Below are 24589 nucleotides of genomic sequence, written 5' to 3' on the forward strand. Positions count from 1 at the left end.
AGAGGATAGATGGATTGCTTCGCTTCGCTCGCAATGACGACAGCGGCCTAATTCACCTGCCGGTCCTTGCCCGCCCAATACGGCTCGCGCAGATTCCGCCGCAAAATCTTCCCCGACGGATTGCGCGGCAGCGCCTCCATGAAGTCGACCGACTTCGGCGTCTTGAAGCCGGCGATGCGCTCGCGGGTAAAATTGATGATGTCGGTGGCGCTCGCCTGCTTGCCGGGCTTCATCACCACGACCGCCTTCACTGCTTCGCCCCATTTGTCGTCGGGGATGCCGATCACGGCGGCTTCGGCGACGTCAGGATGATCGCAGATCGCACTCTCGACTTCGGCCGGATAGATGTTCTCGCCGCCGGAGATGATCATGTCCTTGATGCGGTCATGGATATAGAGGTAGCCGTCCTCGTCCATGTAGCCGGCGTCGCCGGTGCGCAGCCAACCGTCGCTGCCGAGCGTTCTGGCGGTCGCCTCCGGCAGGTTCCAGTAGCCCGCCATATTGGAGCCGGAGCGGGTGGCGATCTCGCCGACCTGGCGCGGCGGCAGCCGGTTGCCGTCGGGATCGAGGATCGCGATTTCGATGCCGGGCAGCGCCTTGCCGGCCGAGCGCATGCGCTCCAGCCCTTCGACATGGTCTTCGGGTGGGAGGGCGACGATGGTGCCTGTTGTCTCGGTCATGCCGTAGAGCTGCACGAAGCCGCACTTGAACACCTCGATGCACTCCTTCAGCAGCGCGGCGGGAATCGGGGAAGCGCCATAGAGCATGTATTTCAGGCGGGAGAAATCGACCTGCCGCGCCCGCGGCTGCCGCACCACGAACTGCATCGCGGCCGGCACCATGAACAGTTTGGTGACGCCGGACTGTTCGAGGAAGTCCAACACCTTGGTCGGATCGAACTCGCGCGCAATCACGCTCTTGGCGCCGTGATAGAGACCAATCACGCCCCAGCCGGAGCCGCCGATATGGAACACCGGCATCGCCACCAGCGAGACGTCATCCGTCGTCCACTTATTCCATTCAGGCTTCTCGGCTTCGCTGCCGGCGGTCGCGAGGTTGAGGAAGTTGGCATGCGACAGCATCGCGCCCTTGGGCTTGCCTGTGGTGCCCGAGGTATAGAGCTGGATCGCAATGTCCTTCGGACTGATCGGCACCTTCGGGTCGTCGGCGCTGGCGGCATCGCGCCAGGCGATAAAATCCTGCCATTCCGGCGCGCCGCCCTCGGTCGTGATGATGGTGCGGACATCAGGCAATTGCGGCTTGATGCTGCGGACCTGGGTGATGAACTCTGGTCCCACGAACAGCACCGGCGCCTTGCAGTCGCCGACGATGAAGGCGATCTCGGGGCCGGCGAGGCGCCAGTTGACCGGCGCCATCACCACCTTGGCCTTCATCGCGCCCATCAGCAGCTCGAAATAGAAGTCGCTGTTCTTGCCGAGATAGGCGATCCGCTCGCCCGGCTTGACGCCCATCGCCATCAGCGCGTTGGCAACGCGGTTGGTCCTGACGTCGAATTCGGAAAAGGTGGTCTGGCGTCCTTCGAATTCGTAAGCCAGCGCGTTCCCATGGATCCTGGCGCGGTCGCGCACCATGTCGGCGAGATTCGCCGGTTGCTGCGAAGCGGACATGACTCTCCCATAGGCATTATTATTGTTCACCTGCGGGATGATATTGGTCCGGAGCGTTACACGCAATCATCCGTCATTGCGAGCGAAGCGAGCAATCCATAGCGCTGCGCAGGAAGCATGGATTGCTTCGTCGCTACGCTCCTCGCAATGACGCGGACAGATCATCCCCGCGCCGCGCGGTCCTTCTCGTTCTGCGCCTTGATCGAGTCGCGCGCCTTATTCCAGTCGTCGTCGCTCCAGTCGCGCAGTTGGTAGAAATTGCCGCCCATGGCGAGCGCCTGCGCGCCGTCCATGGCGATGGTCTCGCCGTTGATCCAGTCGCAGCCGCCGGAGATCAGGAACACGGCAAGGTTCTGCAGTTCCTCCATGGTGCCGACGCGCCCCATCGGGTTCTGCGCCCTGGTGCGCGCGCCGGCCTCGTCGCCGGGCTTGATGCGCTTGCTCATGCCCTCGGTCGGGATTTCGCCGGGCGCAATGGTGTTGAGACGGATGCCGTGTTTGCCCCATTCGACCGCAAGCGACATCGTCATGGCGTGGATCGCCGATTTGCTCATCGCCGACGGCACCACGTAAGGAGAGCCGTTGCGCACCCAGGTCACCGTGATCGATACCACGTTGCCGCGCAGCTTTTCGGCGATCCAGCGCCGTCCGACAGCGTGCGTCACATAGAACGTGCCGTGCATCACGATATTGGCGACCGCATCGAAGCCGCGCGGCGAGAGCTCTTCCGAGCGCGAAATGAAATTGCCGGCGGCGTTGTTGATGAGATCGGTGAGGGGCCCCGAGGTCCAGATCTGTTCGATCATCTCGTCGACGGCCATCGCATTGCGGATGTCGACGCCGTGGCTGACCACGCGCCCGCCATGCAGGTCCATCAATTCGGTCGCGGTCTCGTCGCACACGATCTTGCGGCGGCCGCAGATGTGAACCTCGGCTCCCAGTTGCAGAAACCGTGCGGCCATGGACTTGCCGAGGCCGGTGCCGCCTCCAGTCACGAGAATGCGTCGCCCGGCGAGAAGCTGATCATTGAACATCGTTTCCACCCACGGGATTGTCTGTTAATTGGTCGATTGACTAAAACCGGACAATTCCGTTCTGTAAAGCCGCAACAGCGGCATCAGCGAGGAGATTTTCATGGAGCAACGCGTCTCGATCTCGATTTCGGACGGCATCGCCGACGTCCGGCTGGTGCGGGCCGACAAGATGAATGCGCTCGATGCCGCGATGTTCGAGGCGCTAGTGGCTGCGACCGAGCGGCTGGCCCATGAAAAAGGCGTCCGGGCGGTAGTATTGTCGGGGGAGGGGCGGGCATTCTGCGCCGGTCTCGATATGGGGCGCTTCCAGGCCATGAAGGAAAACGGCGGTAACGGGATCGCCGGTGGCGAGAAGCGCGACCTGACTGCACGTACCCATGGTGTCGCGAACTTTCCGCAGCAGGCAGTCTGGGGCTGGCGCCAGCTTCCGGTGCCTGTCATCGCCGCTATCCAGGGCGTTGCGTTCGGCGGCGGATTCCAGCTCGCGCTCGGCGCCGACATGCGCTTCCTCACGCCTGATGCGCGGATGTCGATCATGGAAATCAAATGGGGCCTGGTGCCCGACATGGCCGGCACGCCGATCCTCGCAAGCCTCGTCCGCGACGATATTTTGCGCGAGCTCACCTATACCGGGCGCATCTTCTCGGCGCAGGAAGCCATGAGCTACGGTCTCGCAACGCGGATCTGTGACGATCCGCGCGCGGCGGCCTTCGAAGTCGCGCGCGAAATCGCTGGCAGGAGTCCCGACGCGATCCGCGCCGCCAAGCGCATGCTGAACAAGCTCTCCGTCGATCCGGCCCCGGCGCTGTTGGCCGAATCCGTCGAGCAGCAGAAGCTGCTCGGCAGTCCCAACCAGACCGAGGCGGTTCGCGCCAATATGGAAAAGCGCGCGCCGCGGTTTGCGGAGGCGGGATAGTTTAATCCGTCATTCCGGGATGGTGCGTTAGCACCAGACCCGGAATCTCGAGATTCCGGGTTCGATGCTGCGCATCGCCCCGGAATGACGTCGACACAAAACCCGGCAGCAGATCGGAAAGAGACAATGTCTACCTCCCCATTCCTCGGCATCATCAGCGGCCCGCGCCGCCGCGGCCACGACGAGATCGCCGAGCGCAGCGAGCGCATCGCCAGCGGATTGCAACAGCTCGGCGTCAGGCAGGGCGACAGCGTCGCCATGCTGATGCGCAACGACATCGCCTTCATCGAGGCGGCCTATGCCGCGATGCGGCTGGGTGCCTATGGCGTTCCCGTCAACTGGCACTTCAAGCCGGAAGAGATCAACTATGTGCTGAAGGATTCCGGCACCGCGGTGCTGATCGCGCATGCCGACATGCTGCATCAGTTGCGCGAGGCTATACCGGACGGCGTTTCCACGCTCAGCGTGCCGACGCCGCCGGAGATCATTGCCAATTACAAGATCGATCCGGACCACCTCGCCACGCCCGATTTCGCCATCGATTTCGAATCCTGGCTGAAGCAGCACCCGCGCTATGATGGGCCGGCGGTGCCGCAGCCGCAGAACATGATCTACACCTCGGGCACCACGGGCCATCCCAAGGGTGTTCGTCGTTTCGCGCCGACGCCGGAGCAGACCGCCAACGCCGAGCGCATGCGCAGCCTGATCTATGGCCTGAAGCCAGGCGCCCGCGCGCTGCTGCCGGGCCCGCTCTATCATTCCGCGCCGAACTCCTTCGGCCTGCGCGCCGGCCGGCTCGGCGGCGCGCTGGTGATCATGCCGCGCTTCGACGCGGAAGAATTCCTGCGTGTGATCGAAACCGAGAAGATCGACACCATCTTCATGGTGCCGACCATGTTCATCCGGCTCATGAAGCTGCCGGACGAGGTGCGCAAGAAGTACGACATGTCGTCGCTGCGCCACATCATCCATGCGGCCGCGCCCTGTCCGGCCGACGTCAAGCGCGCGATGATCGAGTGGTGGGGCCCGGTCATCTATGAATTCTACGGCTCGACCGAGTCGGGCGCCGTCACCTTTGCCACCTCAGAAGACGCGCTGAAAAAGCCCGGCACCGTCGGCAGGATTTCGCCTGGCGCGGAGCTGCGCTTCATCGGCGACGACGGCAGGGAATTGCCGCAGGGCGAGATCGGCGAAATCTATTCGCGCATATCAGGCAATCCTGATTTCACCTACCACAACAAGCCGGAAAAACGCGCCGAGATCGATCGCGAAGGGTTCATCACCTCGGGCGACGTCGGCTATATCGACGCCGACGGCTACGTCTTCATCTGCGACCGCAAGCGCGACATGGTGATCTCGGGCGGCGTCAACATCTATCCGGCCGAGATCGAGGCGGCGCTGCATGCGATTCCCGGCGTGCATGACTGTGCAGTGTTCGGCATTCCCGACACGGAATTTGGCGAGGCGCTGATGGCCGTGGTGGAGCCGCAACCGGGCGTGACGCTCGACCCCGCGTCGATCCGCGGCCAGCTCAAGGTCTCGCTGGCCGACTACAAGGTGCCGAAGCACATCGAGATCCAGTCCAACCTGCCGCGCGAGGATTCCGGCAAGATCTTCAAGCGCCGCCTGCGCGATCCCTATTGGGAGCGGGCGGGGCGGAGGATTTAGCTAGGCGTAACGCGTTGAATCAAAATTTGCTCATTCGCGTCCTGACGGACAAGGAAGCGACCGAGGTTGGCCCGAACAACTGCATGTCGACGGATTGGAATGGCCGGCGTGCGGCCAAGCCATCCCTGGCGTGGGCCAATGGTGTTTGGTACGTCCGGCCATTGTGACCGCACGGGACTGCTGACCCTTTCCGGTTACCGTCAGCGGGCGCTGTCCTGACGCCCCGCGCCGAACAGGCACGGCGCCGGCACACGCCGAGTGTGCACCGCCTCCATCTTTATCTTGCACCGCGGCAAAAAAATTGCACACTCGGGACAGCCGGGCTGTTCCTGAGGTGGCGAGCCAATGTCTTCCCAGACCATGCCTTCCGAGATCGAGATCCGGCTTAACCGCAGCGATGAAACGCTGGCGATGGAGGAAGATGCGCGGCTGCGCACCGATATCCGCCTGCTCGGGCGGATTCTCGGCGATACCGTTCGTGATCAGGAGGGCGCCGACGTGTTCGACCTGGTCGAGCGCATCCGGCAGACCTCGATCCGGTTCCACCGCGACGAGGACAGGCTGGCGCGGCGGGAACTCGAGACCATCCTCGACAGCATGTCGACCGCCGACACCGTGCGGATCGTCCGCGCCTTCAGCTATTTCTCGCATCTCGCCAACATCGCCGAGGACCAGAACAACATCCGCCAGATGCGCGGTCGAGGCCCCGGCGGCCCGCGGCCGAGCCTGCTGACGCAGACGTTGGCCCACGCAAAAACGGCTGGCTTCAGCGCCGTCGACCTGCGCCGCTTCTTCAGGGATGCCCAGGTCAGCCCGGTGCTGACCGCGCACCCGACCGAAGTCCGCCGCAAGAGCACGATCGACCGCGAGATGGAGATCGCCGGATTACTCGACCGGCGCGAACGCGTCCAGCTCACATCGGAGGAAGCTGAAGCCTGCGATGAGCAGTTGCGCCGTGCCGTGCTGACGCTATGGCAGACCAACTTGTTGCGGCGGACCAAGCTGACCGTGCTCGACGAAGTCTCAAACGGTCTCTCCTTCTACGACTACACCTTCCTGCACGAGGTGCCGCGGCTGCATTGCGCGCTGGAGGATCGGCTCAACCGGGAAGAGGGCGGCACGCCGGGCGACCTGGCGTCGTTCCTGACCATGGGAAGCTGGATCGGCGGCGATCGTGACGGCAACCCGTTCGTCACCGCCGATGTCATGCGCGGCACGCTGCGGCTGCAGTCGAGCCGGGTGATGAGCTTCTATCTGGAGGAGTTGCACGTCCTCGGCTCGGAACTGTCACTGGCGGCGCATCTTGCCGATGTCTCCGAAGAATTGCGCGCCCTCGCCGGGCGCTCACCCGATTCCTCGCCGCACCGAAGCGGCGAGCCATACCGCCTCGCCGTATCAGGCATCTATGCGCGACTGACCGCGACGGCGCTGAAGCTTGAGATCGAGACGACAAGACGGCCGGTCGGCGAGGGCGCACCGTATGAGAGCGTGCGGGAATTCAAGGCCGATCTCGATGTACTCGATCGTTCGCTGATCGCGAATAATTCTGGCGTGATCGCGCGCGGTCGTTTGCGCCTGCTGCGCCGGGCGGTGGATTGTTTTGGCTTTCACCTCGCGCGGCTCGACATCAGGCAGAATTCCGCGGTGCATGAGCGCACGGTAGCGGAACTGTTCGATGCGGCGATATCAGGCATGTCCTATCTGGACCTGAACGAGGAAGCCCGCGTCAGCCTGCTGTTGAGCGAGCTGCGCAGCGCAAGGCCGCTCAGCTCGGCCTTCGTCAGGTATAGCGACGAAACGCTCAGCGAACTCGCGGTGTTCCGTGCCGCCGCAGAGGCCCATGCCCATTTCGGCCCCGACGTGATCCACCAATGCATCATCTCGATGTGCAAAGGCATGTCCGACATGCTGGAAGTGGCGGTGCTGTTGAAGGAGGTCGGGCTTATCAATCCGTCGGGCCGCAGCGCCATCAACATCGTGCCGCTGTTCGAGACCATCGAGGACCTGCAGGCCTCATCCGGCATCATGGATCGGATGCTGTCCCTGCACGATTATCGCAGGCTGGTGGACAGCCGCGGCGCCATTCAGGAAGTGATGCTCGGCTATTCCGACAGCAACAAGGATGGCGGCTTCGTTACCTCGGGCTGGGAGCTCTACAAGGCCGAGATTGGCCTCGTCGACGTGTTCGAACGCCACGGCGTGCGGCTGCGGCTGTTCCACGGCCGCGGCGGCTCGGTCGGCCGCGGCGGCGGGCCGAGCTATGACGCCATCATCGCGCAGCCCGGCGGCGCCGTGAACGGACAGATCCGCATCACCGAACAGGGCGAGATTATCTCCAGCAAATATTCCAACCCCGAGGTCGGCCGCAGCAATCTGGAAATCCTCGCTGCCGCGACGCTGGAAGCGAGCCTGCTGCACCCCCGGCAGAGCGCGCCGCGCGAGGAATATCTGACGGCGATGGAGGAGCTGTCGGCGCTGGCCTTCAAGGCCTATCGCGGGCTGGTCTATGAGACCGAAGGTTTTGCCGATTATTTCTGGGGCTCCACGGTCATCACCGAAATCTCGACGCTGAACATCGGCAGCCGCCCGGCATCACGCAAGAAGACCCGCGAGATCGAGGACCTCCGCGCCATTCCCTGGGTGTTCAGCTGGGCGCAATGCCGGCTGATGCTGCCGGGCTGGTACGGTTTCGGCTCGGCGGTCGAAACCTGGATCGCGGAGCATCCGGAGCAGGGCATGCCGTTCCTGCAGGAACTCTACCGCGAATGGCCGTTCTTCCGCACGCTGCTGTCGAACATGGACATGGTGCTGGCCAAGAGCTCGATCGCAATCGCCTCGCGTTATGCGGAGCTGGTGCCTGACGTGGCCCTGCGCGAGAGCATTTTTGGGCGCATCCGGCGGGAGTGGCATTCCTCGATCGAGACGCTGCTCGACATCATGGGGCACGAACGCCTGCTGCAGGGCAACCCGCTGCTGGACCGGTCGATCCGCAACCGCTTCCCCTATCTCGATCCGCTCAACCATGTGCAGGTGGAATTGTTGAAGGAGCACCGCGCGCAGAACCCGGATGAGCAGGTGCTGCGCGGGATTCAGCTCACCATCAACGGGATATCGGCGGGCTTGCGGAATAGCGGGTGAGGTGAGGGCGACGGCCTCACCGCGTCATTGCGAGCTCAGCGAAGCAATCCATCTCTCCGCACACGTGGATGGATGGATTGCTTCGTCGCTTTGCTCCTCGCAATGACGGATAGATCACGTCACTGATTTTGCGCGTGAGAACATCTCACGGCTTCATCGCACCCTGCGCACTGGTGTAGACCGCATAGAGCGATGACGAGCCGCAGATGTAGAGCCTGTTCCGCTGCTGGCCGCCGAAGCATAGGTTGGCGACAGTTTCCGGTATGTGGATCTTGCCGAGCAGGTCGCCGTCCGCCGTGTAGCAGCGCACGCCGTCCTCATTCGGATCGCCCCAACCCACGGAGCACCAAAGGCGCCCGGCGGTGTCGCAGCGCAGTCCGTCGGTAATACTGGGCTTGGGCATGTCCGCAAAGACCTTGCTGTTCGAAAGCTTGCCGGCCGCGAGATCCACGTCGAACACGCGGATATGCGACGGGTTATCCGGCCCGTCGGTGAAGCCGGTATCGCAGATATAGAGCTTCTTCTCGTCAGGCGAGAAGCAAAGGCCGTTCGGCTGCACGAAGTCATCGACCACCATCTTGATGTCGCCGGATTTCGGATCCACCCGGTAGACGTTTTTCTTGTCCTGCTCGGGCTCGGCCTTGATGCCCTCGTAATAGCCGCCGATTCCGTAGGCTGGGTCGCAGAACCAGATCGAGCCGTCGGCCGCGACGACCGCGTCGTTCGGCGAGTTCAGTTTCTTGCCATTGTACTTGTCGGCGATGATCGTGATCGAGCCGTCGAGTTCGGTCCGCGTGACCCGTCGGCCGGAATGCTCGCAGGTGATCAGCCGTCCCTCGCGATCGATGGTGTTGCCGTTCGAGTTCATCGAGGGCTGGCGATAGACGCTGAGATGGCCATCATCTTCCGAGAAGCGCATGATGCGGTTGTTGGGAATGTCGGAGAACAGCACGTAGCGCCCAGCCGGAAAGTAGACCGGACCTTCGGCCCAGCGGAACCCGGTCGCGACGCGCTCAACCGCCATGGTGCCGGCGAAGGCCGGAAAGCCTGATGGCCCGAACGAGACCTTCGGCTTCTTCATCGACTCCAGGCGAGAGTCCGGATAGCGGGCGCCGGGAAGCGGGCCGAGCGGCAGGGGCGGCGATGCCGTTGTTGGCGCGGCGGTCTGGCCAAGCGGCGCCACGGAGGCGGCAGAGGCCGTCTTGATCGTCACGGCGGACGCGGCGAGCGCTGCTGCGCCGGTCAGTATCTTGCGACGGTCAAAACCGCCGCCTTGTTGCTGGGGATCGGAATTGGTCAGCGAGGTTGTCATGATTTCCTCCCGTGTATTTTTGTTGGGAGGAAAAACATCAGCCCGCAATCCGGCATAAAGCGGGCGGGCTGAGTTGAACGATTGCAACTATTAATCCCTCATGGTGAGGAGGCGCGTAGCGCCGTCTCGAACCATGTGGCCCCGCTGGTGCCATTCATCCTTTGAGACGGCGCTACGCGCCTCCTCAGGATGAGGTCTGGCAGGTACAGAGTGGTGGGCCCGTCATTGCGAGCCAACGGGTCGCGCGAATGCGCGCCCGATGACAGGCTCCGCGAAGCAATCCATCCCTCAGCGTGTGCGGAACTATGGATTGCTTCGTCCGCTTCGCTCCTCGCAATGACGGCTGTGAGTTGCGCAGGACGCGGATCAGATCGGATCCCACGTAAAGATGTCCGCGGAGCGATCGAGGTTGGAGAACGATCCCTTCAGTGCCGGCATGCCGTGTTCGGCAATGGTCTGCGGCGTCCAGCCTTCGCCGCGGTGAACCGAGCGCACCGGACGATTCTGGCTGAACAGGAAGATCTCGTTCATCCGCACGCCGAAGATCTGCCCCGTGACGTCCTTGGCGGCATCGGAGAGGAGATGGGCGCACAGCGGCGCGATCTTCTCTGGCCCCATCTGCTTGATTTTCTCGACGCGCGCCTTCTCGGCTTCGGTCTCGGTCGGGATGGTGCCGATCATCCGGGTCCAGGCAAACGGCGAGACGCAGTTCGAGCGCACGTTGAAGCGGCCCATGTCGAGCGCGATCGACTTCGACAGGCCGACGATGCCGAGCTTGGCGGCGGCGTAGTTGGCCTGGCCGAAATTGCCGATCAGGCCCGAGGTCGAGGTGAAGTGCACGAAGGAGCCAGACTCCTGTTCGCGATACAGCCTTGCCGCGGCGTGGCTGACGTAGAACGAGCCCATCAGGTGGACCTTGATGACGGCCTCGAAGGCCTCCACGCTCATCTTGTGGAAGATCATGTCGCGCAAGATGCCGGCATTGTTGACGACGCCGTCGAGCCGGCCGAAATGATCGGTCGCGGTCTTCACGATCTTGCTGGCAGGGATCGCTTCCGCGACCGACTCGAAATTGGCGACCGCCGTGCCGCCGCGCTTCTTGATCTCCTCGACCACTTCCTCGGCGGGAGCAGCATTCGAACCGGCGCCGTCGGCGGCGCCGCCGGGATCGTTGACGACGACCTTGGCGCCTTCGGCGGCGCAGAGCAGCGCGATCTCGCGCCCGATGCCGCGGCCCGCGCCGGTGACGATGATAACCTTGTCTTGCAGTGATTTTGCCATTGGGGTTGCTCCTGTTGTGCCCCGTCATTCCGGGATGGTGCGAAGCACCAGACCCGGAATCTCGAGATTCCGGGTTCGCGCTGACGCGCGCCCCGGAATGACGGAGGGTTACGTCTCGTTCGTAAAGATGATCGTGCCACTCGCCGCGAACATGCCGCCCACACCGTGGCAAACCGAAATCTTCGCGTCCTTGACCTGCGCAGGCGCGATGCCGCGCATTTGCCGCACGCTTTCCTGCAGCGCGTACATGCCGTACATGCCGGAGTGCATATAGCTCAAGCCGCCGCCATTGGTGTTGAGCGGCAGCTTGCCGCCGGGGCGGGTGTTGCCGTCGGCGATGAATTGGCCGGTCTCTTCGTGCGGCATAAAGCCGAGATCGCCGAGGCCGTAAAGCGGCAGATGCGCAAAGGCGTCGTAGATCATCAAATGATCGACGTCCTTGTGGGTGATGCCGGCCTCCTTGAACGCGGTGGGGCCCGCCACTTTAAAGGCGCGCGAGGAATTGAACGTCTCCATCTGGCTGACCATCGGCGTTTCCACACTCTCGCCGGTGCCTAGGATATAGACCGGTTTTTTCGGAAAGTCCTTCGCGCGATCGGCGGAGGTGAGGATCAGCGCGCCGCCGCCGTCGGTGACGAGGCAGCACTGCAGCAGGCGGAACGGGTAGGCAATCATCCGCGAGTTCAGCACGTCGGCGACCGTGATCGGGTCCTTCATCATCGCGCGCGGATTCTTCGCGGCCCATTCGCGCTGTGCCACGGCGACCATGGCGATCTGCTCGTGGGTGATGCCGTAGGTCTTCATGTAGCGCAGCACGGGAATCGGGAACATGCTGGGTGGCCCGTAGACGCCGAACGGCGCCTCGAACTGGCCCTGCAGGCTGTCGGCCGGGATCGAGCGCGGCAATTTGCCGATCATCGATTTGCCGCTCTCGGCGTGCGTGATCAGCACGGTCTTGCAGAGCCCGGCCTCGATCGCAGCCGCCGCATGGCGGACATGCAGCATGAACGAGCAGCCCCCGACCGAGGTACCATCGACCCAGGTCGGCGTGATGCCGAGATAGTGCGCGATCTGCTGCGGGGTTTCCACGGCGGTAGCGATGCCGTCGATGTCGGACAGTTTCAGCCCGGCATCCGCAATGGCATTCAGCGCCGCATCCGCATGGAGCTGGATCTGCGACACGTTGGGGATGACGCCGAGTTCGGTGGTTTCGGCTGCGCCGACGACGGCGACCTGGTTTCTACGCATGATGCTTAGCCCTTCGCCGGACGGAACAGGGGAAGGGTGATCTTGTCGTCGAGTTTTTCGAACACGACTTCGAGCTTCATGTCGAGCTCCAGCGCCTCCGGCGTCTGCGGGCAGTCGATGACGTTGCTCATCATGCGCGGGCCTTCGTCGAGTTCGACGACGGCGATGGCGTAAGGCGGCGTGAAGCCGGGCGCGGCCGGACGGTGGTTGATGACGTAACTATAGAGCTTGCCCTTGCCGCTCGCCTTGAACACGCTGACTTTCCGCGAGGCGCAGGACGGGCAGAACGGACGCGGCGGAAAATAGACATTGGCGCAGGCATCGCAACGCTGCAGGCGCAACTCACCGGCCTGCGTTCCATCCCAGAAATGTTGCGTTTCAGGCGTGGGTTTTGGTTTAGCGCGCGCAGGCTCCGCCATCTCGGCTATTCTCCTTGGGGATGCGGACCAAGCCGCTCGTTGCGAACTTGATGCGCCATTGACCGTTCCCCGTCAACGGTCCCAGCAGCGGCGTTGCCGCATGGCCGCATTCCTCCAAGCCACAGCGCTTGTATGCCAGTAATTTTCCGCGCTAGGGTATTTCTGTTGCAAGCCGCGTGGTGCTTGCGACGACAGGGAGACGACGTGCGAACGATACGAATAGGATCCGGTGCCGGCTATTCGGGCGATCGCATCGAGCCGGCGATCGAACTCGCCGAGAAGGGCGATATCCAGTACCTCGTGTTCGAATGCCTCGGGGAGCGCACGGTGGCGCTGGCGCAGCAGGCGCGCATGAAGAATCCCGACAGCGGCTATGATCCGTTGCTTGAAGAGCGGATGCGCGCGGTGCTGCCGCTCTGCACCACAAAGGGCATCAAGATCGTGACCAACATGGGCGCGGCCAATCCGGAAGCCGCCGCGCGAAAGACCGCCGAGATCGCCAGGTCGCTGGGACTGCCATCTCTGAAAGTCGCCGCCATCGTCGGCGACGACGTGCTCGACGCCTGCAAGGCTGGCGATCTCAAGATCATGGAATTCGACGGCACGATCAAGCAGCTCGGCAACCGGCTGTTGTCGGCGAATGCCTATCTCGGCGCCGAGCCGATGGCGCAGGCGCTCGCTGCGGGCGCCGATATCGTCATCACCGGCAGGGCTTCCGATCCGGCGCTGTTCCTGGCGCCGATGATCCACGCCTTCGGCTGGGCGATGGACGACTGGAATCTGCTCGGGCAGGGGACGGTTGCCGGACATTTGCTGGAGTGCGCCGGACAGATCACCGGCGGCTATTTTGCCGATCCCGGCTACAAGGATGTGGCTGATCTTGCGCGGCTCGGCTTTCCGATCGGAGAGGTCGGCGAGGATGGCAGCCTTGTCGTCACCAAGGTCGCGGGATCGGGCGGCGCCGTGACGGCGCAGACCTGCAAGGAACAGTTGCTGTACGAGGTGCATGACCCCACCAGATACTTCCAGCCGGATGTGGTCGCAGATTTCTCGCAGGTAAGGGTTGAGGAAATCGGACGCGATCGTGTTCGTGTCAGCGGCGGGCGCGGCGCGAAGCGCACGGACACGCTGAAAGTCTCGGTCGGCTATGTCGACAGCTACATCGGCGAGGGACAGATCTCCTATGCCGGCCCCGGCGCACTGGCGAGGGGAAGGCTGGCGCTCGAGATCGTCCGCGAGCGGCTGAAGCTCACCAAAGTCGCCACTAGCGAACTGCGGTTCGAACTGATCGGCGTCGATTCCCTGCATGGGCCGGAAGTTTCCGCGCGCGCCGGCGAACCGTACGAGGTGCGTGTGCGCGTTTCCGGGCGCACCGAAAACCTGCGCGAGGCGGTCAGGATCGGCAACGAGGTCGAAACGCTCTATACCAACGGCCCGGCCGCTGGTGGCGGCGCGTGGAAATCGGCGCGTGACGTCGTGGCGGTCGCGTCCGTGCTGCTGCCGCGCGATTTGGCAAAGACGCAAGTCCGATTTGTGGGAGCATAAGGTGAAGCTGCGCGAGATCGCTCATTCCCGCACCGGCGACAAGGGCAACATCTCCAACATCTCCGTCATTGCCTATGACGCGAAGGACTATCCACTGTTGCTGGAACAGGTTACGGCCGCGCGCGTGAAATCGCATTTCGCCGGCGTTGTCCAGGGCGAGGTCGTTCGTTATGAACTGCCCAACCTCGCTGCACTGAATTTCGTGATGGACCAGGCGCTTGGAGGCGGCGTGACGCGCTCGCTGGCTCTCGATGCGCATGGCAAATCGCTGAGTTCGGCGCTGCTTGATCTCGACATCTCAACCGCGCCGCCGGATAGCAAATAACAAAGAGAGTGACCGACGATCATGCCTGGTAATCCGACACTCGCCACCTTGGCCGCCGATCTCGACACCGGGCGCACCACCGCGCGCAAACTGGTCGAGGAGTGTCTGGCAAGAATTGCCGATCCCGGCGGCGAGGGTGCGCGCGCCTTTATCCATGTCGACAAGGACGCGGCGATATCGGCCGCGGATGCGATGGATCATCTGCGCAAAGCGCATGCCGCACCATCGCCCTATGCGGGCATTCCCGTCTCGATCAAGGATCTGTTCGACATCAAGGGGCAGGTGACGCGTGCGGGATCGCGCGCGCTGGACGATTCCGCACCTGCCGAAGCCGACGCGCCTGTGGTGACGCGGCTGCGGCGCGCGGGCTTCATCGTGATCGGCCGCACCAACATGACCGAATTCGCCTATTCCGGCATCGGCATCAATCCGCATTACGGCACGCCGAAGAGCGTCTTCAATCGCAGCGTCGGCCACGTGCCCGGCGGTTCGTCCTCGGGCGCTGCGGTCTCGGTCGCCGACCGGATGGCCTATGGCGCGCTGGGCACCGATACTGGCGGCTCCTGCCGGATTCCGGCAGCCTATAACGGCATTGTCGGTTACAAGCCGACGCAGGCGCGCGTGCCGCTTGAAGGCGGCGTACCGCTGTCGTCCTCGCTCGACAGCTTTGGCCCACTGGCGCGCTCGGTTGGCTGCTGCGCGGTGCTCGACGCCGTGCTCGCGGATGAAGCCGTGCAGCCGTTGCGGCCGCGCCCGATCAAGGGCATGCGGCTGGCGGTGCCGACCACGATCGCGCTCGATGATCTTGACGAGGAGGTCGCCAAAACCTTCGAACGTGCGCTGGAGACGCTGTCGCGCCAGGGTGCCTTGATCGAGCGGATCGAGTTGCCAGAATTTCACGACGTCGGCGTCATGAACAGCAAGGGCGGTTTTGCCGCCGCCGAAAGCTACGCCTGGCACCGCTACCTGCTCACCAGCAAAGGCGGCGTCTACGATCCCCGCGTCCGCGTCCGCATCCTGCGCGGCGAAGCCATCAGCGCGGCGGACTATATCGACATCGTCAACGCGCGTCGTTCGTTCATTGCGCGCACCGAACAGCGCATCGCGCCCTATGACGCGCTGGTGCTGCCGACCACGGCGAACGCGCCGCCGAGAATCGCCGACCTTGTCGCGGACGACAAGCTGTTCGCCACGGAGAATCTGCGGGCGCTCCGCAACTGCACGCTGATCAACATGCTCGACGGCTGCGCAATCTCGCTGCCGGCGCATGCCGAAGGCGAGATGCCGGTCGGGCTGATGCTGGCCGCGGCGGGGGGATCGGATCGCCGCATCTTCGAACTCGCGGCCGGAATGGAGGATATCATCCGTGTTTGATCTGACCTTCAACGTCGACGACAAGGGCATGCTGACGCCGCTGACGCTTGCGATCGACCAGGCCGTCATCGCCGGCTGGACCGGGCGCGATCCGGTGGCGCGCGACAAGCACATCGCCGAACTCGAAGCGATCGGCATTGCGCGGCCCGCGACGACGCCGATCTACTACCGCTGTTCGGCACGGCGCATTACCCAGGCCGACCGCATCGAGGTCTCAGGCGAAAACTCCAGCGGCGAGGTCGAATTCGTGCTGATCGGCTGGCAGGGCCGCATCTTCGTCGGCTGCGGCTCCGATCATACCGACCGCAAGGTGGAGAGCTACAGCGTCACCGTTTCAAAACAGATGTGCGATAAGCCGATGGCCTCGGTGCTGTGGGAACTGGAGGACGTGATCGCCCATTGGGACAAGATGGTCCTGCGCTCCTACGCCACGATCGGCGGCGCGCGCGTGCTCTATCAGGAAGGCACGCTGGATGCGATGCTGCCGGTGAAAGATCTCATCGACCGCGGTTTTGCCGGCAAAGGCCTGCCCGACGGCTGCGCCATGTTCGGCGGCACGTTTGCGGCCAAAGGCGGTATCCGCCCGGCGAGCCGGTTCGAGTTCGAGCTGGAAGATCCCGTGCTGAAGCGCAAGATCAGCCACGGGTATGATGTGATCACGATGCCGGTGTTGGGTTAGATCACAAGCCCTTTTGCGGAGCCGGACCATCGGCCGGCTCATCGCGGAATGACAGGGGCCGTTGTTTGGCGAACGCCGCATCGGCTTCATTGACGAAGCCAGACTGAAGCATTTGCTCGATGATGCGGTTTCGCCGTTCCACCGCGATGTCTTTCCTGCGGCCAATTTGCCCTGGCGCTTTGGGTAGTGCCGCAATGAAAGCGACCTCGTCGATGCTCAGGAGACCAAGCGGTTTGCCAAAATAGGCGTTTGCTGCGGCGCCCACGCCGTAAGCGCCGCGGCCAAAGTAGTTCTCGTTCAAGTAGATCTCGAGAATGCGTTCACGAGAAAGGACTTTCGCAACACGGGCCATGAGAAAGGTATGTCCGAACACCCGCTCAAGGTTTGGACCTTTGCAACAATCCGGACTCAAGGACGCCAAACAGTGAGTGACAGATCGCAATATGTGCGATGCGCCCGGGCGCCGATTGAGGAATGCCGCATAGACAAGGTCTGTAAACGGGTTGATAGATAAACGCTCGTAGAAATCAGGGTCCTCCGAAGTGATCACCGCCTGGGCAACGAGGGGAGGAATGTCAGAAAGCGGGATGTAGGCTGGTTGACCGTCAACCGGGCAGATGGGTTCAGTTGCGGAGATCTTGGCCAGCTTGGCTTCCGTCGGAAGGCCGATGCCGTGCTCAAAGTGCCAGATCAGCCAGCCTTCCAATATCAGGAGTGCCACGCCTGCTACCGAGAGCAGCGCCAGAACCAATTTGCCGATGACGATAAGAGCCTTGGGCATCGCTCGCGAGGGATAGGGAAGCGCGGGCAGTTCGTCCGAATTCCCGTACTGGTTACATTTGTTGGCGAAAAACGTCGGAATTGCGTCATCGGAACCCGTGATTGCCGTTATGGGTTCTCCTGTACGGAAATCGGGTGGTTTAGAACTACCTGGACTGCGAGACTGTTCGCCATGAGAGCAACCGCAAGAAGTATCGACCGTCCACCCACCATCGACTCGCGCGTCAATGCCATCGACTGGGCGCAGGTAACCTCTGACCTCGACGCGCAGGGCTGCGCCGTCCTGAAGGGATTGCTGTCGCCGGAAGAATGCGACGCGCTGGCGGCGCTCTATCCCGACGACGCGAATTTCCGCAGCCGCATCGTGATGGGCCGCCATGGCTTCGGTCGCGGCGAGTACAAATATTTCGCCTATCCGCTGCCGGACCTGATCGCAGAGTTGCGGCCTTTGCTCTATGCGCGGCTCTGCGGCGTCGCCAATCGCTGGAACGAGACGATGGGGATCGATATCCGATATCCCGACAAGCATGCCGCGTTCCTGAAGCGCTGCCATGACGCCGGGCAGACGCGGCCGACGCCGCTGCTGCTGCAATATGGCGAGGGCGACTACAATTGCCTGCATCAGGATCTCTATGGCGAGCATGTGTTCCCGCTGCAGGTCGCGATCCTGCTGTCCGAGCCGGGGCGCGATTTCGAGGGCGGCGAGTTCGTGCTGACGGAACGGCGGCCGCGGATGCAGTCGCGGCCCGAGGTGGTGCCGTTGAAGCAGGGCGATGCGGTCGCCTTTGCTGTGCACCATCGCCCGGTGCAGGGGACGCGCGGTCCGTATCGGGTTAATCTGCGCCATGGCGTCAGCCGTATCAGATCCGGCCATCGTCATACCGTCGGCGTGATCTTTCACGATGCCAAATGAGCACAGACTGAGTTGACTGCGGATCTGTTTGAGAGTGTTGACGACACGCGCCCATCGCGCGAGGTGATGGCGGATGGCGCGGTGCTGCTGCGCGGCTTCGCGCGGCCGTTCGAAGCCGAGCTGCTTCCGGCACTGCGCGCGATCGTCAAACAGGCGCCGTTCCGGCATCTGATCACGCCGGGCGGCCACCGCATGTCGGTCGCGATGACCAATTGCGGCGGTGTGGGCTGGGTGGCGGACCGCACCGGTTATCGCTATGACGCCATCGATCCCGAGTCCGGACAGAAGTGGCCGGCGATGCCGCCTGTGCTGCGCAGATTAGCGGCCGACGCTGCTGATGACGCCGGCTTTAACGGCTTCGCGCCGGAGGCCTGCCTGATCAACCGCTATGTATCAGGCGCGAAGCTGTCACTGCATCAGGACAGGGACGAGCGCGATTTTGGTGCCCCCATCGTCTCGGTCTCGCTCGGGCTACCGGCAATCTTCCTGTTCGGCGGCCCGAAGCGTGCCGACAAGACTGCACGTTATCGCCTCGAGCACGGCGACGTGGTGGTCTGGGGTGGCCCGTCGCGGCTGTTCTTTCATGGTGTCGCGTCGCTGGCCGATGGTGAACATCCCGTCATGGGGCGCCAGCGGATCAATCTGACGTTTCGCAAGGCGCGCTGACCGTTCTGAGGCTCTTCCGCAGTCATTCCGGGATGGTGCGTTAGCACCAGACCCGGAATCTCGAGATTCCGGGTTCGCTTCGCGCCCCGGAATGACGGCCGACGAACTACGGCTTCGGCGGATGAATGAACGCCCAGGGGCTCACTTCGGAGTCCGTCTGCACTTCCACCGAAATCAAATATGGCCCGCCATAGGCCAGCGCTTTTTCCAGCGCAGGCCGGAAATGATCCGGCGAGATGACGCGCGCTGCCGGGACGCCGAACGATTCCGCGAGCTTCACGAAATCCGGATTGACCAGGTCGGACGCCACCACGCGGCCGTCAAAATGCTGGCGCTGGTCGCGGCGCACATTGCCGTAGGCGTTGTTGTTGAACACCAGCGTCACCACGCCGATCTTGAACTGCACGGCGGTGGAGAGTTCCTGCACGCCGAACATGAACCCGCCGTCGCCTGTTATCGCGACCACCGGCCGATCAGGGTTGGCAACCTTGGCGCCGAGTGCGGTCGGGAAGCCCGAGCCGAGCGTGCCCTGATAGCCTGAAGTGATGAAGGTGCGCGGCTCATAGATCGGAAAGCCGTACCAGGAAGCAAAGCCGACCTGCGACAGCTCGTCGGTGACGATGGCGTTCGCCGGCAGCACCTCGCGCAGGATGTTCAGATACGCCATCTGCGGCTGAACTTTTTGAATTTCTTGCTGTGCCGCCGCGGTGGCTTCGCGGATCTCGCCGCGCCGGCCACTGGTCCGGCTGTAGCCGGCCTTTTTCACGGCCGCCACCACATCGGCCGTGCCGGCCTTGGCATCCGCGACGATGGCTGCGTCAGACGCAACCCTGCGCATTTCGACCGGATCGATATCGATGCGAACGGATTTCAAGCCCTTCGGCTGATACGGCCAGCGGAAACCTGAGGTCGGCAGCTCCATGCGGGTGCCGATCCCGATGATCAGGTCGGTATTCGGCCAGAGCTTGTAGGCCGCCGCCATGGTCAGCCCGAGCTCATGCGCGTTGGAGACGATGCCGCGGCCGCTGCGGAATGCCACCACGGGGGCGTCGATCATCTCGGCCAGTTCGAGGATTTCCTCAGCGGCATGGATCGCGCCGCTGCCGACGAAGATCATCGGCCGCTTCGCATCCTTGATCAGCGCCGCCGCCGCCTTGATACGGTCAGGGTCGGGCTGCGGTGGGCGCACAGCATCGAGCACCGTCGAACGGCCGACCTGCGCGCGCTGGGTGAAGACGTCCCACGGCATTTCCAGCGATACCGGACCCCGACGGCCCGACATCATCTCCTGAAACGCGCGCGACACCACGGATGGCGCTGCGTCGGGATATTCGATGCGCTCAGCCCATTTCACGAAGGTACGCAGCGTCGCTAGCTGGTCGGGCATTTCGTGCAGATGGCCGCGGCCCTTGCCGAGAAACGCCGTCGGCACCTGTCCGGTCAGGCACAGCACCGGCTCGTTGCAGCCGAACGCGGTGAGCAGCGCCGCGCTGGCATTGAGCACGCCGGGCCCGGGCACCACGCTGAACACGCCGGGCTTTCCGGATGAGCGCGCATAGCCGAAGGCCATGTAGCCACAGGCCTGCTCGTGCCGGGCCCCGATCACCTTCAACTGCGCCTGGTGGAAGGCGTCGAACAGACCATAGATCTGCGCGCCCGGCAGGCCGAACACGGTATCGACGCCGTGCGCGACGAGGCCATTGACGATTGCTTCGCCGCCGGAAGTTGAGCTCATTGTACTATCCACTCGCTTGCAGGTTTGGTCAGGCTTCGTCGATCACGCCGTTTTTCAGCACGCCGACCCCCTCGGCTTCGATCTCGATGACGTCACCGGGCTTCAGATAGCGCGGCGGATCGAACCGCGCGCCGGCGCCGGTCGGCGTTCCCGTCACGATGACATCACCCGGCACCAGCGTTGTGAAGGTCGAGAGATAGTTGATGAGGTAACGGAAGCCGAAGATCAACCGGCCAGTGCGGTCGTCCTGCCGCGTCTCGCCGTTGACCTTCGTGGTCAAACGGATGTCCGCGATCTGGCTTTCACCGGCATAGGGTACGAGCCACGGGCCGAGGCTGCCGGTGGAGTCGAAATTCTTGCCTTGGGTGACATTGAACTTGGCGTGCCGCACCCAGTCACGGATGGTGCCCTCGTTGCAGAGCGTGACGGCGGCGATATGGTCCAATGCGTCGCTCTCATTGATGTGGCGTCCGGCTTTGCCGATGACCAGCACCAGTTCGCCCTCGTAATCGAGTTGCGCCGAGGCGCGCGGGCGCACCAGCGGCGTGTTGTGGCCGACGAAGGAGCGCGGCGTCCGCATGAACATGCTCGGATATTTCGGCGCGTCCTGGCCGTCCTTGTATTCGGCATTGCGGTCCGGGTAGTTGACGCCGATGCAGATGATCTTTTCCGGCGCGGGGATCGGCGGCTGCCATGTGATCGCATCAAGCGCATGGTCCGGCTGAAACCGCACGCCTTCGTCCGCGAGCTTCGTCAGCGCGCCGGCCGCGATGACCTCGCGCAGAGTCGGATATTCTTTGCCGAACCGCGCGGAGAGATCGACGATACCGGCATCGGTCACCGCGCCATACTTCTGCGCGCCGTTGACGGTGTAGGTGGCAAAGCGGGGAGGGGCCATCTTCTTTAATCCGCAATCGTAACGTCGGCGACGAAGGCCGGTTCGCGCACCGCTTGGCCGGTGAAGGGTGAGCCTTCCTCGAACCAGGAGCGCGGCGCTGGCGCGCCCCACAGCGTCTGCCGGCGTGGGTCGTTCAGCGACCAGCGCAGCGGCTCGTGGTCATGGTCGCCGGTGAAATAGTCGCTGGTGTAGAGTTCGAGGCGATGGCCGTCCGGGTCGCGGACATAGAGGAAGAACGCATTCGAGATGCCGTGGCGGCCCGGGCCGCGCTCGATGTTCTTCAAATAGCCGCTGGAGGCCATGACGTCGCAGAGATGCAGGATGTTCATGGCTGTCGGCGTCCAGTAGGCCATGTGGTGCAGGCGAGGGCCACGGCCATTGGTGATGGCGAAGTCATGGACGTTGCCTTTGCGATGCATCCAGGCCGCCGCGATCCGCCCGTTCGGCCCGTCCTCCTCGCCATATTCGGTCAGGCGGAAGCCGAGCCGGGCATAGAAATCGACAGTGTTCTGCACCTCGGGCGCGAAGACGTTGAAGTGATCGAGCCGCTGCGGGTGACACCCCTTGTAGAGGTCGTAGCGCCTGAGCAGATGCGGGCGCTTCTCCATCGTCGCATAGAGTTCGAGCTGGAAGCCGGCGGGATCGGTGAATTGCAGGGTGCGGCCCTGGAACGGCTGATCGACGAAGGCGTAGGCGATGCCGTTCTCGGAGAAGAAGCTGGCGGCCTTGTCGAGATCGCCGTCATTGCCGACCTTGAAGCCGAGCCGGCTGCAGGCGGCTACCGGTGCTTTCCGCAACACCAGCGAATGATGCTGATGTTCCTCGCTGCCGCGCAAGTACACCGCCTTGTCGTCGGCGTCCTCGACATGCAGGCCGACGGTGTTCTCATAGAAGGCGCGGCTCTTGCCGAGATCGACGACATCGAGCACGGCGTGGCTGCAACGGATGATGTTGAACGGCGGATCGAAGATGTGCGTCGGCACCGGCATGGGTGTTCCCTTGGTTAGTTTCGTCATTCCGGGATGGTGCGCAAGCACCAGACCCGGAATCTCGAGGTTCCGGGTTCGATGCTTCGCATCGCCCCGGAACGACGGTGAGTGCTAGGTTCCCAGTCTCTGAATCTTGTGCGTCCCGCGGGCGAGCGAGACGTGCTTGGTTTCCATGTAGAAGTCGAACGAATAGTCGCCGCCGTCGCGGCCTATCCCTGAGGCCTTCATGCCGCCGAACGGTGTCGGCAGATGACGGACGTTTTCGGAGTTGAGCCAGATCATGCCCGCCTCCAGCGCATCGGCCACCCGCAGCGCCCGGCCCATGTCGCCGGTCCAGACATAGCCGGTCAGGCCGTATTGCACGCCATTGGCGATCTCGACGGCGTCCTTCTCGTCCTTGAAGGGGATCACGGTCAGGAACGGGCCGAACACCTCCTCCTGCGCTACCCGCATCTTTGAATGTGCGCCGGTGACCAGCGTCGGCTGCACGTAATGACCGCCGCCCGGGCCGTCGTGCGGCTTGCCTCCGACCGCAATGGTGGCGCCGTCCTTTTTGGCGACCTCGAAATAGCTGCAGACCTTTGCCAGATGCCGCTCATGGATCAGCGGCCCGATTTCGGTGGCGGGATCGAGGGGGTGCCCGACCTTCAACGCCTTTACCCGCGCCGTCAGCTTCTCGATGAATTTGTCGGCGATGCCTGCCTGGACCAGCAGCCGGCTGGAGGAGGTGCAGCGCTCGCCATTCAGCGAGTAGATCATGAAGACGACCGCATCCAGCGCGCGGTCGAGATCGGCGTCGTCGAACACGATCACCGGGTTTTTGCCGCCGAGCTCGAAATGGACGCGCTTGAGGGTAGGAGCGCCCTGCGCCATGATCGCAGATCCCGTAGCGCTCTCGCCGACAAAGCCGATCGCCTTGATGGCGGGATGCTCGGTCAGCGCCTTGCCGGCCTCTTCGCCGATGCCGTGGACGGTGTTGAGCACGCCGTCGGGAAGGCCCGCCTGTTTTGCGAGCTTTGCCAGCAGGTCCGCCGTGACCGGCGACCATTCCGCCGGCTTGTGCACGACCGTGCAGCCGGCAGCGAGCGCGGGCGCGATCTTCCAGGTCGACAGCATGAACGGCGTGTTCCAGGGCGTGATGACGCCGACCGGGCCGATGGGGACTCGGGTCGAGATGTTCCAGTGCTCCTCGGAGGGCGTGTTGAGTCCGTCCCGGGCCTCGCCGCATTTGTCGGCGAAGAAGCGGAAATTCTCCGCCGCCCGGATCGCGGCCTTGGCCATGAAGCGATGGGCCTGGCCTGTGTCGATGCATTCGAGCACCGCGATATCGTCGGCGTTGTCCTCGATTGCATCGGCCACGCGATGCAGCAACTTCTTCCGCGCCGCCGCCGGCATCTCGCGCCAGGACTTGAAGGCACAGATTGCGGCGCTGGCGGCGCGGTCGACGTCCTCGGCGTTGCCGCGGGCGACAGACGCCAGCACCGCGCCGTCGACCGGCGACTTCGTCTCAAAAGTCTGCCCCGAAGCCGACGGCACGGTCTTGCCGTCGATCATGTGCCCGATGCCGTCGCTCTTCAGCTTGGTGAGCAGGGGGGCTGCGCGGTCGCGATTGGCCTGAAACCCGTCCTTAGGTGTCACCTTATCCATTGCTAGCCTCCACCTTCAGAGCTTCGTGGATGTTGTTGCGTTTCCAGCTTGTTTCCTTGTCGTTGATCTGCATGTCGAACGACAGCGCGAACTTTTCGTTCGCAAAGACCGGATCGAGATAGGCCGACAAGGCCTTGAAAATATGTTCGCCCGCCTTCTTGCGGGTGGCGAGGTCGCGGCCCTCACCGAGGCGCAGCACCATGTCGAGGAAGCAGTAATCCTGGCGGCCGTCGGCAATCGCATAATGCTCGCATTTGACGGCGCGGACTCTGATACCGCCGAGCGGGAAGATGCCGGTCTCGACCGCGGCCTTGCGAACCAGCTCCACGACGCCGACCATGTCGACGCGTCCGTCAAGATTGCCTGAATATTCAATCGTGAAGTGCGGCATGTT

21 protein-coding genes are annotated in these 24589 nt (G+C 63.4%); 9 read left to right on the forward strand and 12 right to left on the reverse strand.

Features of this window, described 5'->3' with window-relative positions; all coding sequences use genetic code 11:
* Positions 1–47: 47 nt before the first annotated feature.
* Positions 48–1628, reverse strand: a complete 1581-nt coding sequence (locus ACH79_RS22425) for a fatty acid--CoA ligase (protein WP_161852943.1) — start codon at positions 1626–1628, stop codon at positions 48–50.
* Positions 1629–1789: 161 nt separating this feature from the next.
* The gene (locus ACH79_RS22430; protein WP_161852944.1) at positions 1790–2662 is read right to left on the reverse strand and encodes an SDR family oxidoreductase; all 873 of its coding nucleotides are present in this window, start codon (positions 2660–2662) and stop codon (positions 1790–1792) included.
* Positions 2663–2762: 100 nt separating this feature from the next.
* On the opposite strand from ACH79_RS22430, the gene ACH79_RS22435 reads away from it, so the two are divergent.
* The 3 genes from ACH79_RS22435 to ppc all read left to right on the forward strand — a co-directional run bounded on the left by ACH79_RS22435 (position 2763) and on the right by ppc (position 8384).
* Complete coding sequence (locus ACH79_RS22435; protein WP_161852945.1) at positions 2763–3578, forward strand: crotonase/enoyl-CoA hydratase family protein; 816 nt, start codon at positions 2763–2765, stop codon at positions 3576–3578.
* Between the two features lie 126 nt (positions 3579–3704).
* Positions 3705–5246 carry an acyl-CoA synthetase gene (locus ACH79_RS22440; RefSeq protein WP_161852946.1) on the forward strand — a complete coding sequence of 514 codons (1542 nt, stop codon included), beginning with the start codon at positions 3705–3707 and terminating at the stop codon, positions 5244–5246.
* A gap of 345 nt (positions 5247–5591) precedes the next feature.
* Entirely contained in the window at positions 5592–8384 is a 2793-nt protein-coding gene (ppc, locus tag ACH79_RS22445; RefSeq protein ID WP_161852947.1) for a phosphoenolpyruvate carboxylase, read from the forward strand.
* Between the two features lie 145 nt (positions 8385–8529).
* On the opposite strand, the gene ACH79_RS22450 is transcribed toward ppc, so the two are convergent.
* From ACH79_RS22450 to ACH79_RS22465, 4 genes are all read right to left on the reverse strand, one after another.
* Positions 8530–9465 (reverse strand): SMP-30/gluconolactonase/LRE family protein, encoded by a 936-nt coding sequence (locus ACH79_RS22450; protein ID WP_161856496.1) that lies wholly within the window; start codon positions 9463–9465, stop codon positions 8530–8532.
* Positions 9466–10062: 597 nt separating this feature from the next.
* The gene (locus ACH79_RS22455) at positions 10063–10977 is read right to left on the reverse strand and encodes an SDR family oxidoreductase (RefSeq protein WP_161852948.1); all 915 of its coding nucleotides are present in this window, start codon (positions 10975–10977) and stop codon (positions 10063–10065) included.
* A gap of 108 nt (positions 10978–11085) precedes the next feature.
* Positions 11086–12225: a thiolase gene (locus tag ACH79_RS22460; RefSeq protein ID WP_161852949.1), complete on the reverse strand. Its 1140-nt coding sequence runs from the start codon at positions 12223–12225 to the stop codon at positions 11086–11088.
* Between the two features lie 5 nt (positions 12226–12230).
* Complete coding sequence (locus ACH79_RS22465; protein WP_161852950.1) at positions 12231–12644, reverse strand: Zn-ribbon domain-containing OB-fold protein; 414 nt, start codon at positions 12642–12644, stop codon at positions 12231–12233.
* 204 nt (positions 12645–12848) lie between these two features.
* Between ACH79_RS22465 and ACH79_RS22470 the strand changes: the two genes are divergently transcribed.
* The 4 genes from ACH79_RS22470 to ACH79_RS22485 are packed head-to-tail and all read left to right on the forward strand — an operon-like array spanning position 12849 to position 16567.
* A complete protein-coding gene (locus ACH79_RS22470; RefSeq protein ID WP_161852951.1) occupies positions 12849–14189 on the forward strand; it encodes an acyclic terpene utilization AtuA family protein in 1341 nt (446 codons plus the stop codon).
* A 1-nt stretch (position 14190) separates the two neighbouring features.
* Positions 14191–14514 (forward strand): hypothetical protein, encoded by a 324-nt coding sequence (locus tag ACH79_RS22475; RefSeq protein ID WP_161852952.1) that lies wholly within the window; start codon positions 14191–14193, stop codon positions 14512–14514.
* A gap of 21 nt (positions 14515–14535) precedes the next feature.
* Positions 14536–15888, forward strand: a complete 1353-nt coding sequence (locus tag ACH79_RS22480) for an amidase (RefSeq protein ID WP_161852953.1) — start codon at positions 14536–14538, stop codon at positions 15886–15888.
* Positions 15881–16567, forward strand: coding sequence for a DUF2848 domain-containing protein (locus tag ACH79_RS22485; RefSeq protein WP_161852954.1), 687 nt, complete (start codon positions 15881–15883; stop codon positions 16565–16567). The genes ACH79_RS22480 and ACH79_RS22485 overlap by 8 nt, the downstream gene beginning before the upstream one ends.
* 1 nt (position 16568) lies before the next feature.
* Here ACH79_RS22485 and ACH79_RS22490 read toward each other — a convergent pair whose 3' ends face one another.
* A complete protein-coding gene (locus ACH79_RS22490; RefSeq protein WP_246738067.1) occupies positions 16569–17348 on the reverse strand; it encodes a transglycosylase domain-containing protein in 780 nt (259 codons plus the stop codon).
* A gap of 171 nt (positions 17349–17519) precedes the next feature.
* Between ACH79_RS22490 and ACH79_RS22495 the strand changes: the two genes are divergently transcribed.
* Positions 17520–18260, forward strand: coding sequence for a 2OG-Fe(II) oxygenase (locus ACH79_RS22495; RefSeq protein WP_161852955.1), 741 nt, complete (start codon positions 17520–17522; stop codon positions 18258–18260).
* Positions 18261–18272: 12 nt separating this feature from the next.
* Positions 18273–18926 (forward strand): DNA oxidative demethylase AlkB, encoded by a 654-nt coding sequence (alkB, locus tag ACH79_RS22500; RefSeq protein WP_161852956.1) that lies wholly within the window; start codon positions 18273–18275, stop codon positions 18924–18926.
* A 106-nt stretch (positions 18927–19032) separates the two neighbouring features.
* Here alkB and ACH79_RS22505 read toward each other — a convergent pair whose 3' ends face one another.
* The 5 genes from ACH79_RS22505 to ACH79_RS22525 form a co-directional block, all read right to left on the reverse strand.
* Positions 19033–20661 (reverse strand): thiamine pyrophosphate-dependent enzyme, encoded by a 1629-nt coding sequence (locus ACH79_RS22505; protein WP_161852957.1) that lies wholly within the window; start codon positions 20659–20661, stop codon positions 19033–19035.
* 28 nt (positions 20662–20689) lie between these two features.
* A complete protein-coding gene (locus ACH79_RS22510; protein ID WP_161852958.1) occupies positions 20690–21559 on the reverse strand; it encodes a fumarylacetoacetate hydrolase family protein in 870 nt (289 codons plus the stop codon).
* A gap of 5 nt (positions 21560–21564) precedes the next feature.
* Positions 21565–22548: a 3,4-dihydroxyphenylacetate 2,3-dioxygenase gene (gene hpaD / locus ACH79_RS22515; protein ID WP_161852959.1), complete on the reverse strand. Its 984-nt coding sequence runs from the start codon at positions 22546–22548 to the stop codon at positions 21565–21567.
* A gap of 111 nt (positions 22549–22659) precedes the next feature.
* Positions 22660–24195, reverse strand: a complete 1536-nt coding sequence (gene hpaE / locus ACH79_RS22520) for a 5-carboxymethyl-2-hydroxymuconate semialdehyde dehydrogenase (RefSeq protein ID WP_161852960.1) — start codon at positions 24193–24195, stop codon at positions 22660–22662.
* The gene (locus tag ACH79_RS22525) at positions 24188–24586 is read right to left on the reverse strand and encodes a 5-carboxymethyl-2-hydroxymuconate Delta-isomerase (RefSeq protein WP_161852961.1); all 399 of its coding nucleotides are present in this window, start codon (positions 24584–24586) and stop codon (positions 24188–24190) included. The genes hpaE and ACH79_RS22525 overlap by 8 nt, the downstream gene beginning before the upstream one ends.
* Positions 24587–24589: the final 3 nt, after the last annotated feature.

It is taken from the genome of Bradyrhizobium sp. CCBAU 051011 (assembly GCF_009930815.1).
Lineage (GTDB): Bacteria > Pseudomonadota > Alphaproteobacteria > Rhizobiales > Xanthobacteraceae > Bradyrhizobium.